The organism is Edaphobacter flagellatus (assembly GCF_025264665.1).
Lineage (GTDB): Bacteria > Acidobacteriota > Terriglobia > Terriglobales > Acidobacteriaceae > Edaphobacter > Edaphobacter flagellatus.
This window is the reverse complement of the sequence record NZ_CP073697.1, coordinates 2342359-2358886: the sequence shown is the minus strand read 5'-3', so window position 1 is coordinate 2358886 and position 16528 is coordinate 2342359. Positions and strand designations below refer to the sequence as shown.

At 61.9% G+C, this 16528-nt stretch carries 14 protein-coding genes; 6 read left to right on the top strand and 8 right to left on the bottom strand.

All coding sequences use genetic code 11. From position 1 onward, the window contains the following. Window positions 1–71 precede the first annotated feature (71 nt). From KFE13_RS09820 to KFE13_RS09810, 3 genes are all read left to right on the top strand, one after another. Window positions 72–2147 carry a S9 family peptidase gene (locus KFE13_RS09820; protein ID WP_260702934.1) on the top strand — a complete coding sequence of 692 codons (2076 nt, stop codon included), beginning with the start codon at window positions 72–74 and terminating at the stop codon, window positions 2145–2147. Between the two features lie 43 nt (window positions 2148–2190). Then, window positions 2191–3177 (top strand): endolytic transglycosylase MltG, encoded by a 987-nt coding sequence (gene mltG / locus KFE13_RS09815; RefSeq protein WP_260702933.1) that lies wholly within the window; start codon window positions 2191–2193, stop codon window positions 3175–3177. Window positions 3178–3294: 117 nt separating this feature from the next. After that, window positions 3295–4188: a LolA-like protein gene (locus KFE13_RS09810; RefSeq protein WP_260702932.1), complete on the top strand. Its 894-nt coding sequence runs from the start codon at window positions 3295–3297 to the stop codon at window positions 4186–4188. Between the two features lie 47 nt (window positions 4189–4235). Here KFE13_RS09810 and KFE13_RS09805 read toward each other — a convergent pair whose 3' ends face one another. Continuing rightward, window positions 4236–5060, bottom strand: coding sequence for an AraC family transcriptional regulator (locus KFE13_RS09805; protein ID WP_260702931.1), 825 nt, complete (start codon window positions 5058–5060; stop codon window positions 4236–4238). Window positions 5061–5105: 45 nt separating this feature from the next. Here KFE13_RS09805 and KFE13_RS09800 point away from each other — a divergent pair, with 45 nt between their 5' ends. Beyond that, window positions 5106–6722, top strand: a complete 1617-nt coding sequence (locus KFE13_RS09800; RefSeq protein ID WP_260702930.1) for a DHA2 family efflux MFS transporter permease subunit — start codon at window positions 5106–5108, stop codon at window positions 6720–6722. Between the two features lie 4 nt (window positions 6723–6726). On the opposite strand, the gene KFE13_RS09795 is transcribed toward KFE13_RS09800, so the two are convergent. Together KFE13_RS09795 and KFE13_RS09790 are read right to left on the bottom strand one after the other, a co-directional pair. After that, window positions 6727–7776, bottom strand: a complete 1050-nt coding sequence (locus tag KFE13_RS09795; protein WP_260702929.1) for a Gfo/Idh/MocA family protein — start codon at window positions 7774–7776, stop codon at window positions 6727–6729. Further along, window positions 7773–7985 (bottom strand): hypothetical protein, encoded by a 213-nt coding sequence (locus KFE13_RS09790; RefSeq protein ID WP_260702928.1) that lies wholly within the window; start codon window positions 7983–7985, stop codon window positions 7773–7775. Before KFE13_RS09790 ends, KFE13_RS09795 begins: the two co-directional genes overlap by 4 nt. 89 nt (window positions 7986–8074) lie before the next feature. Between KFE13_RS09790 and KFE13_RS09785 the strand changes: the two genes are divergently transcribed. Beyond that, the gene (locus KFE13_RS09785; RefSeq protein ID WP_260702927.1) at window positions 8075–9319 is read left to right on the top strand and encodes a cation:proton antiporter; all 1245 of its coding nucleotides are present in this window, start codon (window positions 8075–8077) and stop codon (window positions 9317–9319) included. 398 nt (window positions 9320–9717) lie between these two features. Here KFE13_RS09785 and alr read toward each other — a convergent pair whose 3' ends face one another. Next, window positions 9718–10920, bottom strand: a complete 1203-nt coding sequence (alr, locus tag KFE13_RS09780; RefSeq protein ID WP_260702926.1) for an alanine racemase — start codon at window positions 10918–10920, stop codon at window positions 9718–9720. 132 nt (window positions 10921–11052) lie between these two features. On the opposite strand from alr, the gene KFE13_RS09775 reads away from it, so the two are divergent. Beyond that, entirely contained in the window at window positions 11053–12420 is a 1368-nt protein-coding gene (locus KFE13_RS09775; RefSeq protein WP_260702925.1) for a GDSL-type esterase/lipase family protein, read from the top strand. 64 nt (window positions 12421–12484) lie between these two features. Here KFE13_RS09775 and KFE13_RS09770 read toward each other — a convergent pair whose 3' ends face one another. The 4 genes from KFE13_RS09770 to msrA all read right to left on the bottom strand — a co-directional run bounded on the left by KFE13_RS09770 (window position 12485) and on the right by msrA (window position 16498). Next, the gene (locus tag KFE13_RS09770; RefSeq protein ID WP_260702924.1) at window positions 12485–13201 is read right to left on the bottom strand and encodes a helix-turn-helix transcriptional regulator; all 717 of its coding nucleotides are present in this window, start codon (window positions 13199–13201) and stop codon (window positions 12485–12487) included. 74 nt (window positions 13202–13275) lie between these two features. Then, entirely contained in the window at window positions 13276–13719 is a 444-nt protein-coding gene (locus KFE13_RS09765) for a VOC family protein (RefSeq protein ID WP_260702923.1), read from the bottom strand. 586 nt (window positions 13720–14305) lie between these two features. Next, on the bottom strand, window positions 14306–15715 hold the full coding sequence (gene dnaB / locus KFE13_RS09760; protein WP_260702922.1) for a replicative DNA helicase: 1410 nt from the start codon (window positions 15713–15715) through the stop codon (window positions 14306–14308). 162 nt (window positions 15716–15877) lie between these two features. After that, the gene (gene msrA, locus KFE13_RS09755) at window positions 15878–16498 is read right to left on the bottom strand and encodes a peptide-methionine (S)-S-oxide reductase MsrA (RefSeq protein WP_260702921.1); all 621 of its coding nucleotides are present in this window, start codon (window positions 16496–16498) and stop codon (window positions 15878–15880) included. Window positions 16499–16528: the final 30 nt, after the last annotated feature.

Sequence of the window (16528 nt, the reverse complement as noted above, 5' to 3'; positions counted from 1 at the left end):
CAGATAATGATGACGCAAACAGCAGTCTCGCCCGGGCTTGGGATAAAAATTTCCACCGCAAGAGGTATGCCTTGAAGAAGCTGATTTTCTCCGTAGCCGCTACCATGATTCTTATGTCCTCGATCACACAGGCGCAGCAACCGGGGTCCCCTGCGAGTTCGCTCGCCGGGGCTGAGCAGCCACCCATTATCGATCGCCAGCTCTTCTTCGGCGAAGTCCAGATTGCAGGAGCGCAGATCTCTCCCGACGGCCAGTGGATCTCGTTTCTCAAACCGTATAACGGCGTGCGCAACATCTGGGTCAAGAAAGCCGGCGAACCGTTCGACAAGGCCCGCCCCCTGAGCGCAGAAAAAACGCGGCCTGTCGGCGGCTACTTCTGGTCGCGTAATTCGAAGTACGTCCTCTACGCGCAGGACAACGCAGGCGACGAGAACTTCAACGTCTACGCCATCGATCCCGCCGCACCCGCAGATGCCAAGACCGGCGTTCCCGTGACGCGCGCGCTCACGAACCTCAAAGGCGTGCGCACGATGCTCTACGCCGCTCCCAAGGCAAAGCCCGACATTCTCTACATCGGCCTTAACGATCGCGACGCACACTGGCACGATCTGTACGAACTGCACATCTCCACCGGCGAAAAGAAGCTGGTGCGCCAGAACACAGAGCGTATCGCAGGATGGGACTTCGACAACGACGGCAATCTGCGCCTCGCCTCGCGCACCAACAACGCGGGCGATACCGAGATCATGGGCATTACAGAGTCAGGCTTCAAAGTGATCTACAGCTGCTCCGTGCTGGAGCAGTGCGGTGTCGTCGCCTTCGCGCCCGACAACAAGCACGCCTACCTGATCACCAACAAAGGCTCGCTGAATTTTATTGAGCTGCAATCGCTCGACCCCGTGACGGGAGCGACGACGAAGATGGAAAGCGACCCCGAGGGCCGCGTCGATCTGCAGGGCATCTCCACCTCGCAGGTAGACCATCGCATTCTCTACACCACCTATCAGGACGACCGCTTCCGTCGCTACTTCCACGACAAGGCATTCGAGAAGGACTTCCGCTGGCTTGAGTCGCAGCTGCCGGGCAAAGAGATCGGCCTCGGCTCGCCTTCGCAGGACGAGAGCCTGTGGATTCTGAACGCCTTCAGCGACACCGAACCCGGCGAAACCTATCTGTGGGACCGCAAGGCAAAGACGCTCACGCTGCAGTACCGCATCCGCGAAGAGCTTCCACGCGCCTCTCTGTCCGAGCGGAAGCCCTATCACTTCAAATCCTCCGACGGACTCGAGATTCCCGGCTACCTCACGCTGCCGAAGGGGCTGCCTGCGAAGAACCTCGCGTTAATCGTGCTCCCGCATGGCGGCCCCTGGGGGCGCGACTCGTGGGGCTACGATACCCTCGCGCAATTCCTCGCCAATCGCGGCTACGCCGTGCTGCAGCCGAACTTCCGCGCCTCGACCGGCTACGGTAAGAAGTTCCTCAATGCAGGCAACGGCGAATGGGGCCGCAAGATGCAGGACGACCTCACCTGGGGCGCGAAGGCTCTGATCGCCGACGGCACGGCCGACCCCAGGCGCATCGGCATCGCAGGCGGATCGTACGGCGGCTACGCGACCCTCGCCGGGGTCGCATTCACGCCCGATGTCTACGCGGCAGCCTTTGCCATCGTTGCGCCATCCAATCTGATTACGCTGCTCGATGCGATTCCGCCGTACTGGGAGGCAGCACGCAAACAGATGTATACACGCATGGCCGATCCGCTCACGCTCGAAGGCCGCCAGCTCCTGATCGCCGAGTCGCCGCTGACGAAGGCCAAACAGATCGTCACGCCGCTCGTTGTCGTGCAGGGCAAAAACGATCCGCGCGTCAACATCCGCGAAAGCAACCAGATCGTCGCTGCCGTACGCGATAATGGCAAGCCTGTCGAATATCTCGTCGCTCCCGACGAAGGCCACGGCTTCGCGCGCCCCATCAACAATCTCGCCATGGTCACCAAGATGGAGGAGTTCTTCGCAACCTATCTCGGCGGACGTTATCAAAAAGATGTGCCTGCTGATGTGGCTGCAAAGCTCAAGGAAATCACCGTCGATCCAAAGACAGTCTCGGGCGCGGTGACGATGAATACGCCTGCCCCGACAGGCAAATAGCAATGCATGGGTGGATGCATCGCATCCCGGTACCGGAGGGTCTTTGAAGTTTTTTGTAACGCTGTTGCTTCTCGTGCTCGTCGCTTTAGGCGGCGCGTACTGGCTCGTCACCACGCCCTTCGGCCCCGCTTCTGAAACATTCGTCGAGATTCCGCCGCACACCTCCACCGAGCAGATGGCTACGCAGCTTGAGCGCGCCGGCGTCATCCGCTCCCGCTACGGCTTCGAGCTGCTCCGCCTCCACGAAGCAGGCACCCTCAAAGCAGGCGAGTACCGCTTCGATCACCCTGCGCCCATGACCGAGGTCTATCGCCGCATCGTCAAGGGCGACATCTTCACCCTCGGCCTCACCATTCCCGAGGGCTACAACATCTTCGACATCGCCCAGGCCGTCCAGAACGCCGGACTCGGCGACCGCGACACCTTCCTGGCCGCCGAACGCCAGCACACCGAGCTGATCGCCGATTGGACCGACCCCGCCACCCGTCCCGCCTCGCTCGAAGGCTATCTCTTCCCCGACACGTACCACTTCGCCCGTCACACCCAGCCGCTGACCATCCTCACCGCCATGGTCCGGCGCTTCCGCCAGGCCGCCCAGCAGCTCCATCTCGAGGGGCCCGAGGCGAACCGCACCGTCATCATGGCCTCCCTGATTGAAAAAGAGGTCTCGCAGGACAGCGAGCGACCCCTCGTGGCTGGGGTCTTCGTCAACCGGCTCGACAAAAAGATCCCCCTCGCCACCGACCCCACCGTCATCTACGCCGCCCTGCTCGACAATCGCTGGCGCGGAACCATCTACGCCACCGATCTCAAATCCCTCTCGCCCTACAACACGTACGTGCACACCGGCCTGCCTCCGGGCCCCATCTGCAACCCCGGCATGGCCGCCTTTCACGCCGCCATCTCCCCGGCCCAGACCGACTATCTTTACTTCGTCTCCGACGCCGCAGGCCACAGCCGCTTCGCCGCCACGCTCAAAGGGCATAATGAGAATGTGCAGGCTTACCGTAAGGCCCAGCAACAGCGTTAGTTACAAACAATGAACACGTGGTGTGCTTTTATTGGAACCCCTGGGGCATTCGTCACATCTATACCTGATGCAGCCTCAGTTTCAGATACCAGACGGATATACTAGACCTTCGTGCACATGAAGATTCGACTAGCGTTGGCGGTGGGGACTCTCGCCACACTTCCCTCGCTGACTGGCTGTCTTAGCCACACCCGCACCGTCCCCAAAACACGCGTCGCCGACGTTATCATGAGCACCTCCGTCGAATCGATGGCGCAGCAGATCAACACCCGCTACAACTCCCTCGACACCTTCAACGCCTCGGTCGAAATCTCCGCCACCACCGGCGGCGGCCTGCAGGGCAAGGAGACCCAGTCCCTCAACTTCGCCGGCTACATCCTCATGCGTAAGCCGGAGTTCCTGCGGGTCCTGCTGCTCGTTCCCGTCGTCCGCACCCAGGCCCTCGACATGGTCTCCGACGGCAGCAACTTCAAGCTGCTCATCCCGCCGCGCCACCGCGCCATCGTCGGCTCCAACAAGCTCACTACCACCTCCAAAAACGGCCTCGAGAACCTCCGTCCCGACGTCATCTTCGACTCCATGTTCATCCAGGGTCCCGAGAAGGACCAGATCATGTCGATGACCACCGATATCCGCGTCATCGAGTCCGGCAAAAAGAAGAAGGACCTCATCGAAGAGCCCGCCTACGCCGTCCAGATCCTCGCCCGGCCCGAAGGCACCACCGTCCGCACCCTGCGCGTCATTCACATCAACTCCATCGACCTGCTGCCCTACCAGCAGGACATCTACGACGCCGACGGCAAGGTCATCACCAAGGCCTACTACAGCAACTACCACTACTACGGCCCCAACAGCACCATCCCTTTCCCGTCGAACATCATCATCGAGCGCCCCCGCGACCACTACTCGCTGACCGTCAACATCACCAAGCTCACCCTCAACGCCCACATGGACGACGACCAGTTCGAGCTGAAAATCCCCGAAGGGATCAACGTCGAAACGCTCAAGTAGCCATCGTCCGATACGAGGCCCCTCGCGCTGACGTCAAGCCCTGCGCCTCAGCCCAGCCGCTGAAACTCCGAAGGCGAAACTCCCAGCACCCTGCGAAACATGGCGCAGAACGCCGCATGGCTGTCATACCCCAGGTTCCGCGCAATCCGCAGGCTGCCCTGACCCTGCGCCAGCCGCACCTGCGCCTCCAGCAGCAGGAGCTGCTGCCGCCACTCCTGAAAGCTCATGCCCAGCTCGCTGCGAAACAGCCGCGCCAGCGTGCGTCCGCTCATCTCTGCCCGCGCCGCCCATACCTCCACGCCATCGGCGATACCCGGCCTCCGTTGCATCGCCTCGCATACTCTGCGTAGCCGTGCATCCTTTGGTGAAGGCAGATGCAGCGGCAGCACAGGAATCTGCCGCAGTTCATCGCTGATCAAAGAGGCGATATGCTCCGCGCGGCTGCCTGCCGCATAACGCATCGGCTCCGCCTGCATGCTCACAATCAGCTCCCGCAGCAGCGGAGACACCCCCATCGCCGCGCATCCCTCCGCCGGTGGTGTCACCGTCCCGTCGAAGTACACCGTGCGCATCCGCAGCGCGCTCCGCATCTGGATCGCATGCCGCATCCTCGCCGGAACCCACACCGCCCGCGTCGGCAGCAGCACCCACCGTCCCTCTGCCGCCGTCACCGTCATCGTCCCTTCGATGGCGTAGATCAGCTGGGCCTTCTCGTGCTCATGCATCGGCACGCGATCTCCCGCCGCATAGTCGTACCCCAGCACCGCAACCGGACGGTCCACCTCAAGACAGGTGCGCAGGGTCGCATCTGTCCTCCAGTCGATCTCGCGAATCGTTCCCTTTGTCGGTTTTTCGATAGCTTCTGTCTGCATATCGCAATCAAGACAACCTAGCCTCACTATACCGAGGAGTCAGGCTTGTCCGCATCCACCCCAACCCGGCACAACATCTGGCTCATCGCCGCCGCCGTCATCATCGCGCCGTTCATGGAGGTGCTCGACACCTCCATCGCCAACGTCGCCCTGCCTTACATCGCCGGCAACCTCTCCTCCTCGCTCGACGAATCCGTCTGGGTGCTCACCTCCTACCTCGTCGCCAACGCCATCGTCCTGCCCGCCAGCGGCTGGATCTCCCACCGCATCGGACGCAAGCGCTTCTACCTCATCTCCATCGTCCTGTTCACCCTCAGCTCCTTCCTCTGCGCCATCGCGCCGAATCTCCCCATGCTCATCGTCTTCCGCGTCCTGCAAGGACTCGGCGGCGGCGGCCTGCAACCCACCACCCAGGCCATCCTCGCCGATGTCTTTCCAAAGGAGCGCATCGCCTCCGCCTTCACCCTCTACTCCGTCGTCATCGTCCTCGCCCCCACCCTCGGCCCTATCCTCGGCGGCTGGCTCAGCGACAACTACGGCTGGCGCTGGATCTTCTTCCTCAACATCCCCTTCGGCATCGCCGCCTGGCTTCTCAACCGGCGTCTCCAGCCCAATTCGCCACCCACACAATCGCAGCGCGACTCCATCGACTACCCCGGCCTCGCCGGAATCGCCCTCGGCCTCGGCTGCCTCGAATACGTCCTCGACCGCGGCGAGCGCTCCGACTGGTTCGCCTCACCCGCCATCACCACCAGCGCCATTGTCTCCGTCGCCGCGCTCATCCTGCTCATCTATTACGAGCTGCGCCGCGCGCAACACCCCATCCTTCAGCTCCGCCTGCTCGCCGACCGCAACTTCCTGCTCGCCAACATCCTCATCTTCTTCACCTACTTCGCCCGCTACGCCAGCACCGCGCTCCTGCCGGAGTTCACCCACAGTATGCTCGGCTACACCGCCACCGACAGCGGACTCGTCCTCTCGCCCGGCTCCTTTGTCCTGCTGCTCTTTCTTCCTCTCACCACCTGGCTCATGCGCCGCGTCGACCTTCGCCTGCTCATCTTCACCGGCCTGCTCGTCACCAGCACGGCGTTCTTCCTCATGAGCCGCATCTCGCTCGACATCGACTACCGCACCATCGTCCGTCTGCGCATCCTCGAAAGCACCGGCGTCGCTCTCTTCCTCACACCCATCAGCGTTCTCGCCTACTCGCAGCTGCGCTCCGGCAAAAACGACGCCGCGGCCTCGCTCTACGGACTCTTTCGCAATCTTGGCTCCGCCATCGGCATTTCCGTTGTGAACACCATGCTCGTGCGTCGCGTGCAGCTCCACCGCACCTACCTCGCGGCCAGCCTCACCCCGTCCTCACCATGCGTGCGCAACGCCGTGACATCCACCACGGCACAACTGCACGCTCACGGCGGCGACTCCCCCACAACCGCCCTCGCACGCGCTCTCGGCTATCTCAACGAACAGCTCAACCGGCAGGCAACCATGCTCACCTACACCGACTGCTTCCGCCTTCTGCTCTGGGTCTCTCTCCTGCTCACACCTTTTGCATGGTTCTTCCTGATCGCCCGCAAGACGCCATCGGCAAAGAAGGCCGCCGCCAAACCCGCAACGACACAAGTCACAGAAACCGAAGCCGAGATGGCAGCCCGATAAAGAACTAAATCTTCAGCCCGGCCCGCTCCGCATGAGCCGCAATCGCCGCATTGATCTCCAGCGCCAGCTTCAGCGCCGCACGCCCATCTTCGCCCGAAACCACCGGCGTCGATCGCGTCCGCACCGCATCCAGGAACGACGCAATCTCCAGCCGCAGCGGCTCACCCGGTTCCACCGGAACCTTCTTCAGCGAGAGCCCGGCCGAAGGGTGTCCGCTCGCAGCCTGAGCTGCCTGCAACATCTGCGCCATCGCCGCCAGCTTCGCCATGTCCATGCCGGCGGCAACGGTGACGTCGATCATCAGCAGGTCCTGCCGCGCAAAGTCGATCGAAAGATACTGATGCGGCTGAAAGAACCGCAGCTTGCGCACCCGTTCCGTCGAAACGCGGCTCGCCGTAAAGTTCGCCACGCAGCCCGACTCGAACTCGACCCGCACATTCGCAATATCCACCTTCGGCGAAAGCACCGGCAGTCCCACCGCGCGCACCTCGCGCACAGGCGACGCCACCAGCGACAGCACAATGTCGAGATCGTGGATCATCAGGTCCAGCACGACATCCACGTCCAGCGACCGCGGCGTAAAAATGCTCAGCCGGTGCGACTCAAAAAACATCGGCCGGTTCAGCACCTTCCGCGCTGCCGTCACCGCCGGATTGAAGCGCTCCAGATGACCCACCTGCACGATGCGCGCATGTTTCGCCGCAAGCGCCAGAATGCTGTCAGCGTCTTCCAGGCTCGGCGCAATCGGCTTCTCGATCAGCACATCGACGCCCGCTGCCAGCAGCTCTTCCGCGATCGCGCGATGATGCACTGTCGGCACGCATACGGAAGCTGCATCCACCTCGGTCGCCGCAAGCGCCTCCGCTATCGACCCGAAGCCCGGCACGCCGAACTTCGCCGCTGCCTCGGCAGCCGCCTTCGCGTCCGCATCGACAACCGCAACAAGACGCACCGGATGCCCGGCCTCCTCCAGCTCGCGATACACACGAAGGTGATTGCGTCCAAAGGCGCCTGCTCCTGCGACAAGAATGCGGAGTGGAGTCGTCTGGCTCACTTACTCGATGGTGCTTCCACCGCCTCGCGGCAGCGTGCATACAGCTCAAGCAGATGAGCCACCTGATCTTCCGGCTTGCTGGAGGGTGCAACAGCAAAGCCCGTGGTCGAGCCCGCAGCCTTACCGGCCACATTGGCGTGCGCCGCGATAAACTTCAGCAGGTCAAGCGCAATGTCCTCAGACCGGCGCGCAGCGTTGGTTGTTTCCATGGAAAGCCCTCTCGTTTCTGGTTCAGCCTCGATGTTAATCGCCTGCGCATAGCGCGCGCAAATTCGCGCTCGATACACTGGAAACACCGATGACCACGCTTGAGCTCTTCAGCCTGATGGTGACCACCGCCGCACTGTTCGGCTGGCTCAGCCGCAGGCTCTTTCGTCTGCCGCTCACCATCGGCACCATGCTGCTCACCGTCATCGCGTCGCTGGCGCTGCTGGGAGCCAGCCACTTCTTCCCGCAGATGAAGCCCTGGGCCAGCGTGCTCGTCGGAGCCATCAACTTCGAGAGCCTCATCCTGCACGGCATGCTCTCCGTGCTGCTCTTCGCCGGAGCCTTCCTGCTCGACCTCGAATCGCTGATCGAACAGCGCCTCGCCGTCGCCATCCTTTCCGTCGCCGGAACAGCGCTCTCCACCGTGCTCACCGCCGCGCTCATGTTCTGGCTGCTCTCGCTGCTGGGCCTGCATGCCAGCTGGCTGGAGTGCCTCCTCTTCGGCGCGCTCATCTCGCCCACCGATCCCATCGCCGTGCTCGAGATGCTCAAGCGCGTCGGCGTGCCAAAAAATATCCAGGCACAGCTCGCCGGCGAGTCGCTCTTCAACGACGGCGTCGGCGCCGTCATCTTCCTCGCTCTGCTCGCCGCCACCCGCGGAGCCGCCCCCACCCCTGCGCACTTTCTCCTCGAGCTGATGTTCGAGGCAGGCGGCGGACTCGCACTCGGCCTCATCCTCGCCTGGATCACCTCACAACTGATGCGCTGGACCGACGCCTATCAGGTCGAGATCCTGCTCACCATCGCTCTCGCCACCGGCAGCTACGCACTGGCCGAACACTGGCACATCTCCGCGCCGCTCACCGCGGTGGCCGCAGGCATCGCGCTGCGCCGCTTCAACCTCGGCCATCCGCACGTCGCCATCGCGCATGAAAGCATCGATACTTTCTGGGAGGTCATCGACGAGGTGCAGAACGCCGTGCTCTTCGTCCTGCTCGGCTTCGAAATTCTCGCCATCCCCTTCTCGCGCGTCCCGCTGCGCGCCGGAGCCGTTGCCATCGTGACCGTATCGCTGGTGCGCCTCGCCGTCGTCGCCGCCTTGATCCGTCTGCTGCGCCTCTTCCAGCCCGGCTACAAAAGCTCCATCCGCATCCTCAGCTGGGGCGGCCTGCGCGGAGGCCTGTCCCTCGCGCTCGCCCTCTCCGTGCCGCACAGCGAAGGACGTACCTGGATGCTCGTCGCCACCTACTCCGTCGTGCTCTTCTCCATCGTCGTGCAGGGCGGCTCGATGGACGTCATCCTCAAACGCCTGCTCCGCGAGAACCCCGATCTCTAGCTCTCCGGTGTCGTGCTCGGTTGTCAGTGATTGTTAGCTGTACGATGATTGCGAAGGCTCATATTCGCTTCCCCCTTCCACCGCTTCCCCACATCACTGAAACCTTTGTAAGCACAACCGCGAACAGAATCCACGACTCACCCTGTTGAAGTGTCATTCCGAGCGAGCCGAAGGCGAGTCGAGGAACCCCCGCATTTTGCATCCGTGTCGTTAATTTCAGCGGGATCAAATGAGGAGTGTCATCCTGGGCGAAGTTTGCCGCGCTTTTTGCGGCGAACGGAGTCAAAGGATCTGCATTTGCCTTTTGCAACCAATGTCCCTGGGGAAGCCATCCGTACGCCATTCGCTCAGGATGGCACTGTTTTTAGAGACAGTCGTATGTCGATGCGATCTGCCATTTAGACCAGACGCCGCGACGCCTTCACCCCGCAAACGATCTCATAGGAGATCGTGCCTGCCCGCGCCGCATGATCCTCCGCCGTCACACCTTCACCCAGCACAGTCGCTTCATCACCAACGGCTACATCCGTCAACGCCGTGACATCCACAATCGTCAGGTTCATCGAGACGCGGCCCACAATCGGCACACGTTGTCCGTTGAAGATCACCCAGCCGCCTGCACCCGGCTGCGCAGCCGAAAGCTCGCGGCGCAAGCCATCGGCATAACCAACCGGCAGCAGCGCCAGCCGCATTGCAGCCGCAGCCGTAAACGTGCCGTTGTAGCCCATCTGCGTCCCGGCAGGAACCTCGCGCACGCCAATCACGCGCGCCTTCCACGTCATCACCGGTTTCAGCAACGGACGCACCGTCTCCTGCACCGTACCTGCAAATCCTGCCTCGCGCTCCACCGGAAGCGCATAGCCATAAAGCCCCAGGCCGGTGCGCACCATCGCCTGCGTCTGATATTTCGCTGCGATGCGCCGCAGCCACGCAAGCGAGCTCTCCTCGCCCGAGGCGTTATCGACGCCCGACGTATTCCCGGCATGAATGCACGCAGGCCGCAGCCCCGCAGCCGCCACCTGCTCGAGCGCCTGCTCAAACAACTGCTGCTGGCGAGCCGTCTGCTTCGAGCCTGCAATCTCCGCCGAAGCAAAGTGCGTCATCACCGCCTCAAGCCGAAGCGCCTTCGAACCGGCCAGCGCACGCAGCACATCGTCCAGCTCCGCTCCTGGAGCGACACCCTGCCGCGCCATGCCGGTATCGATCTCCAGATGCACCGCCAGTTGCTCATAACCCGTAGCGACAGCGTCAAGCCAGCCAAGCTGCTGCTCCGTCCACACCACCGGCGTCAGGCCATAGGCCGCTGCGGAGGATGCATCGTCCTCCCCAAGGCCGCTCATCACCAGAATGCGCGGCTGGCGCGCCGCGGCGATCGCCTCCTGCGCAAGCGCAGCACGAACCGCCATGCCCTCAGCAACATCCGTCACGCCCAGCCACGACGCTCCGGCCCGCGCAAGAATCGGCGCGCACAGATCCGCTCCATGTCCATATGCATCCGCCTTCACGACGGCAAGCACCGTAACGCCCGGCGCTGCCGCGTCTGTAAGCGTCTTATAGTTTGTCTCCAGGTTGCGTGCGGAGATCTCCACCCAGTTGGTCACAGTCCTTATCTTACGGGCGTCGGCAGGCGTGGAAATTCCGCAGGGGATTGTCTTTCAAAACTCTTACCGCGTCGCCGCAACACCCTGTTTCGCACCGTACCCGCGGTGTGATACAAAGCTGGCGCTATGAAAATGAATGCTCGTTCAGTCCTCCCCTTTCTGCGAATCGTCTCTCTGACAGCCTGTGCCGCCACGCTCGTCACGCTGTCCGGCTGCTCCAGCTCAAGCTCCAGCAACTCCACCACGCCTTCGGCAGCCCTCCTTGCCGCCCAGCAGAAGAACGTCGGCAACTTCTCCACCACCGTCTTCCTCGGCGACTCGCTCACCGCTGGCTACCAGAGTGGCTCGCTCCTCGACACGCAGCAGGTACACGGCTGGGCTCCGCTCGTCGCAACGCAGGCGTCGTTCAAGATCGTGCTTCCGCTCATCGCCTATCCCGGCGCACCCAACGTGCTGAAGCTCGTCTCGCTCGGCCCTCCCCCCGTCATCACCACGGCCTCCGGAACCACCACCGGCCGTGACGACTTCTCCGCCCAGCCCACCGACCTCGCCGTCCCCGGTGCCTTCGTCAACGATGTGCTCTCGACCGTCGCTCTCGTCAATCCAGCGCCCGGCCAGCAACAGATCAATCAGCTCGTCCTAGGCTATCCCGGACTCGGCTACGGCGAGATCCTCACCCAGCTCGGCTTCGCCCTCAAAGCCCAGGCCACCACCATCTTCATCTGGATCGGCAACAACGACGCGCTCGTCGCCGCCCTCACCGGCTCGCCCTCCAACATGACCTCGACCGCCAACTTCACCAGCCAGTACACCTCGATGATCCAGCAGTTGATGACGCAGTCGCCTGCGCATCTCGTCATCGGCAACATTCCCGACGTCACGCTGGTGCCTTACCTGCAACCCGCCGCAGGCGTGCTCGCGCAGTACTCCGCCGCAACGCGTCTACCGGTTGCGACGTTGAGCGCGCTCTTCGGCATCACCGCAGGCGACTACGTCACGCCCGCCGGCCTCACCCAGATCTCCGCCATCCTTGCCGGCACGCAGAAGACTCCGCTCAACGACGCAGGCGTCCTCACCGCCGCCGAGGCCGCCACCGCCAAGCAGCAGGTCGCCGCCTACAACCAGGTCATCGCCGCCCAGGCCAAGGCCGCAGGCGCCACACTCGTCGACATCAACACGCTCTTCAACCAGATCTCGACCAATGGCGTCACCGTCAACGGATTCACCGGAAACACAACCTTCCTCGGCGGCCTCTTCTCGCTCGACGGCATCCACCCCACCAACACCGGATACGCCGTCGTCGCGAACTACTTCATCGACACGATGAACTCCAGCATGAACACCAAAATCGCTGACGTCCCCCTAGGCCCCATCGCCGCCGCCGATCCCCTATGGCCGACCAACCTCGCCAAAACCATCGCCACCCCGGCCGTCACTGCACCCAATATCCCGGCAGCCGAACTGCAACGCGCCAACGCGATCTTCATGCCGAACAACTAGTCTGCACGCCAAAATTATTACGCGAGTACGTTGTCCCGATGTGTCTTCCGAACCGTTGCCGCGCCTACACCGACGGAGCCGTCGTCTCCCGCCGCGCCTGCGCCGAGGATTCCATCCTGCGCAGGTGATCCTCCAGCCGCTGTCCCTTCTTCGGCGTAAACGTGCGCTCCAGAATCGCGACCTCATCCATGCGATCGAGGCGAAACTCGCGGAAGTCCTTACGCATCTCGCACCACGAAGTCAGCGTCCACACGCCGCTCCAGAAGACCAGTGCCAGCGGCCACACCGCGCGCTGGCTTGGCTCGCCGTCCTCGCGCACATACTGGAAGCTCGCAACCCGCCGCGTCTTGCACGCCATATGCAGCGCGTCCAGCCGCTTGCGCAGATGCGGTTTCATCCGATACCCCGGCGCATACAGCAAAATGGAATCGAACTCATTGCGCAGGTCCGGCGGCAGGATCGCCTCGATGCGTTGCAGCGCCTGGTTCGCCCCGTGAACGTTCTCCTCGCCTCCCCACGCGCGCACCAGCCGCGCACCCAACACCAGCGCCGTCAATTCGCCGCGGGTAAACATCAACGGAGGAAGGTCCATGTCGCGGCGCAGTGTATAGCCCACACCGGCCTCGCCCTCAATAGGAGTACCGGCAAGCTGCAGGTCCTGTATATCGCGATAGATCGTGCGCTGCGATACCTCAAGCTTCGCCGCCAGCGTCTGCGCCGTAAGCAGACGTCCCTGCCGAAGAAACTGAACGATACGAAAGAGGCGGTCGGCACGGCGCATAAAGATGGTTGCAGAGTGTCGGTTGCAGGTTCGATTCTACTGACACCCTGCAACCTGCAACAGAGAACTACTTTCTAGTGGGAGTGAAGTCCGATGTGATTGCCTTCGCTGTCGCGCAGGCATGCAAAGTGTCCATGCCCTCCGGGCACAGGCGTCTTCGGCATCAGCACCAGCCCGCCTGCCTTCGACACGCGGCCCAGCACGGCATCCAGATCGCCGTCGCAGTTCAGGTACACCATCGTGCCGCCGCGCGCGGGCTTCAGGAAGCTGCGTTTCACCAGCGTCCCGCCTGTGCCGGAGCGCTCCGTGGGAAAGAACGCCACCGGAACGTCGGCTGCGCCCTCCAGCGTCTCGCGCTGCATCGGAGCACCCAGCAGCGTCTCGTAAAACGCCGTCGCGCGCTCAAAATCCTCGCATGGGATCTCGAACCAGTTGATCGCGTGCTGTCTCAAAGCCGTCTGTCCGCTCATGGCGTACTCCTGATGTGAAGCCTCAAAGGCGACTACATCATTGAGCATAACCAACCCCTGCTGACAGCATCATGTCAGTAGGATGTGCGCTGCAATAAAAGCCTTCAACAGTCCCACTTCCGCTCTTTCTGAATTTCATAAAAATGTGACGTCTCAATGTACTCAGCATTCACAGTACTCAGCATTCACACGCAATCGCCCTCAATGCAGAATTCGGAACCACCACACACACTTACGAAGTATCCATGTGACGGCTCCAATAAAAACTCCATGCGGCATTGGGCCGTCTGCAGGTTCGTGATCGCGTTTCCAGGTTCGCGATACCCAGCCCGATGGATCGGGACCGCAGACCGAACGCCCCACTCCAAATGGGGCGAAAACACCTGTCAAGCCCCCCGAAATCACAACTTCCACATTCCAAAGCAAATAAACCTCAAAAAATCTGCCGATCAGTTTCCCCCATTTCGCTACACTTAAATCAGGAACAAAAAAGCCCCGGCACAAGGCCGGGGCTAACTCGTTCCGAATCAATATTTTTAGGCTTAACTCCCCTGTTTGGAATATTTTAGGCTGTGCAAATCGCATAAGCCAAACAAAACAGAGGTTTTACAAAGATGCATAGGGGGGAGGGGGGCTAGTACCCGCCGCCGCCACCGTAGTCACCCGAAGCCAGGTTCTCAAACCGCGTGTAGTCCGACAGATACGCCAGATGCACCGAGCCCGTCGGGCCGTTACGCTGTTTGGCGATGATGATTTCGGCCTTGCCCTTCGACTCCGGATCTTCGTCGCCGTTCTCGTCCTTGTTGTAGTACGAGTCGCGATGAATAAAGCAGACGACGTCAGCATCCTGCTCGATCGAGCCGGACTCGCGCAGGTCCGACAGCATCGGCTTCTTGTCGCCGCCACGCTGTTCGCTGGCACGCGACAGCTGCGAAAGCGCGATCACAGGAACCTTCATCTCCTTGGCCAGCGCCTTCAGGCCGCGCGAAACCGCAGCCACTTCCTGGTTGCGGTTCTCAAAGCCCTTCTTGCCCGGACCGGACGAGGCCGTCATCAGCTGCAGGTAGTCGATCATGATCAGGTCGAGCCGGCCTTCCTGCTGCTTCAGCCGCCGCGCCTTGGCGCGCATCTCCGCCAGCGTGATGCCTGGCGTGTCGTCGATAAACATCTTCGACTCGATCAGCCGCTCAAGCGCCGCCATCAGTTTGCCTTTATCTTCCTTGGGCAGAAAGCCCGTCTGAATCTTGCGCGAGTTCACCAGCGCCTCGCTCGCGAGCATACGTCGCAGCAGCGACTCCTTCGACATTTCGAGCGAGAAGACCGCAACCACTTTGCCGTCCTTCACCGCCGAGTTCTGCGCAATGTTGATCGCCCACGCGGTCTTACCCATCGAAGGACGCGCCGCAATGATGATCAGCTCCGAATCCTGCAACCCGCTCGTCATGCGGTCGAACTCAACATAATGCGTCGCAAGACCCGTAACTTCGCGGCCCTGCTCATACAGCTTGTCGATCGAGCCGAACGACGACTTCACGATCTCGCCGATATCGGAGAAACCGCCCGTAATCGCGTGATCGGAGATCTCCATCAGCCGCATGCTGACGCTGTTGAGAACGTCGATCGCTTCCTGGCTCTGATCCGCCGCATCGACCAGACCTGTATCGCAGACCGTCATCAGCTGACGCATCAAGCTCTTGTCGCGAACGATACGGACATAGCTTTCGATAGAAAGCTTGCGCGGCAGGCCTTCGCTCAACGACGCAAGATACGGAACGCCGCCGATGGAATCCAGCTCCTTCTGCTTGCGCAGCTCCTCGGCGACCGTGACGATATCGACGGCATGACCACCTTCGGCCAGCCGCAGCATCGCCGCATAAATGCGCCGGTGCGAATCGAGCGCGAAGTCGTCGGCGATCAGCAACATCGTCGCATCGGTGATCGCCAGCGGCTCGACAAGCATCGCGCCGAGAATCGTCATCTCTGCATGAAGCGACGCGGGCCGCTCGTCACCGCCGCTTGCAACTAACTGGGGAAAGGCTGCCATGAATCTTCTACCTTAGCGAAGGCCGCACTGAGGATTCTCCACATAGCTGTGGAGAACGAGGAAAAGCCTGCTAACTCCTAGTTTACGCGGCGATTTGGCTGAAAAATCGAAACGCCGGAATCCGCGAAGGAACCCGGCGCTCGGTGGAAATCTCAAACCAGCTTACTTGTGTGTGTACTCCTGAAACAGCTCCGGGAACTGCTGCTTCAGACCAGCGATCTTCGGTACATCGCAGACCTGAATATACGGATTGTCCGGATTCTTCTCGGCGTAGTCCTGATGGTATTCCTCGCCATCGTAGAAGGCCTGAAGCGGCACCACCTGCGTGACGATCTTCCGCGGGAAGACCTGCGCGGCATCGAGCTGCGCAATGTACGCCGCAGCCACCTTCTGCTGCTGCGGCGTGGTGTAGAAGATCGACGAGCGGTACTGCTCGCCGATATCGTTGCCCTGCCGGTTCAGTTGCGTCGGGTCATGCACGACCGAGAAGTAGATGCGCAGCAGCGTGCCATAGCTGACCTTCGACGGATCGAAGACCACCTTCACCGCTTCAGCGTGCGTGGTGTGATGCGATGAGACGTCGCGATAGTTCGCTGTCTCCTTCGTGCCGCCGGAGTAGCCCGCCGTCGTCGCCGTCACGCCCTTCACGCGCTGAAAGACGCTCTGCACGCCCCAGAAACAGCCGCCGGCAAAAACCGCCGTCTCCGAGCGCGGCGCGCTGACGTGCTCATCCACCGCAGGTGCCGGAATCGGCTGCTTCTTCGTATCCGCCAGGGTCGTCATGTTTCGTCCTCCAATCCAGATTGCTACGGT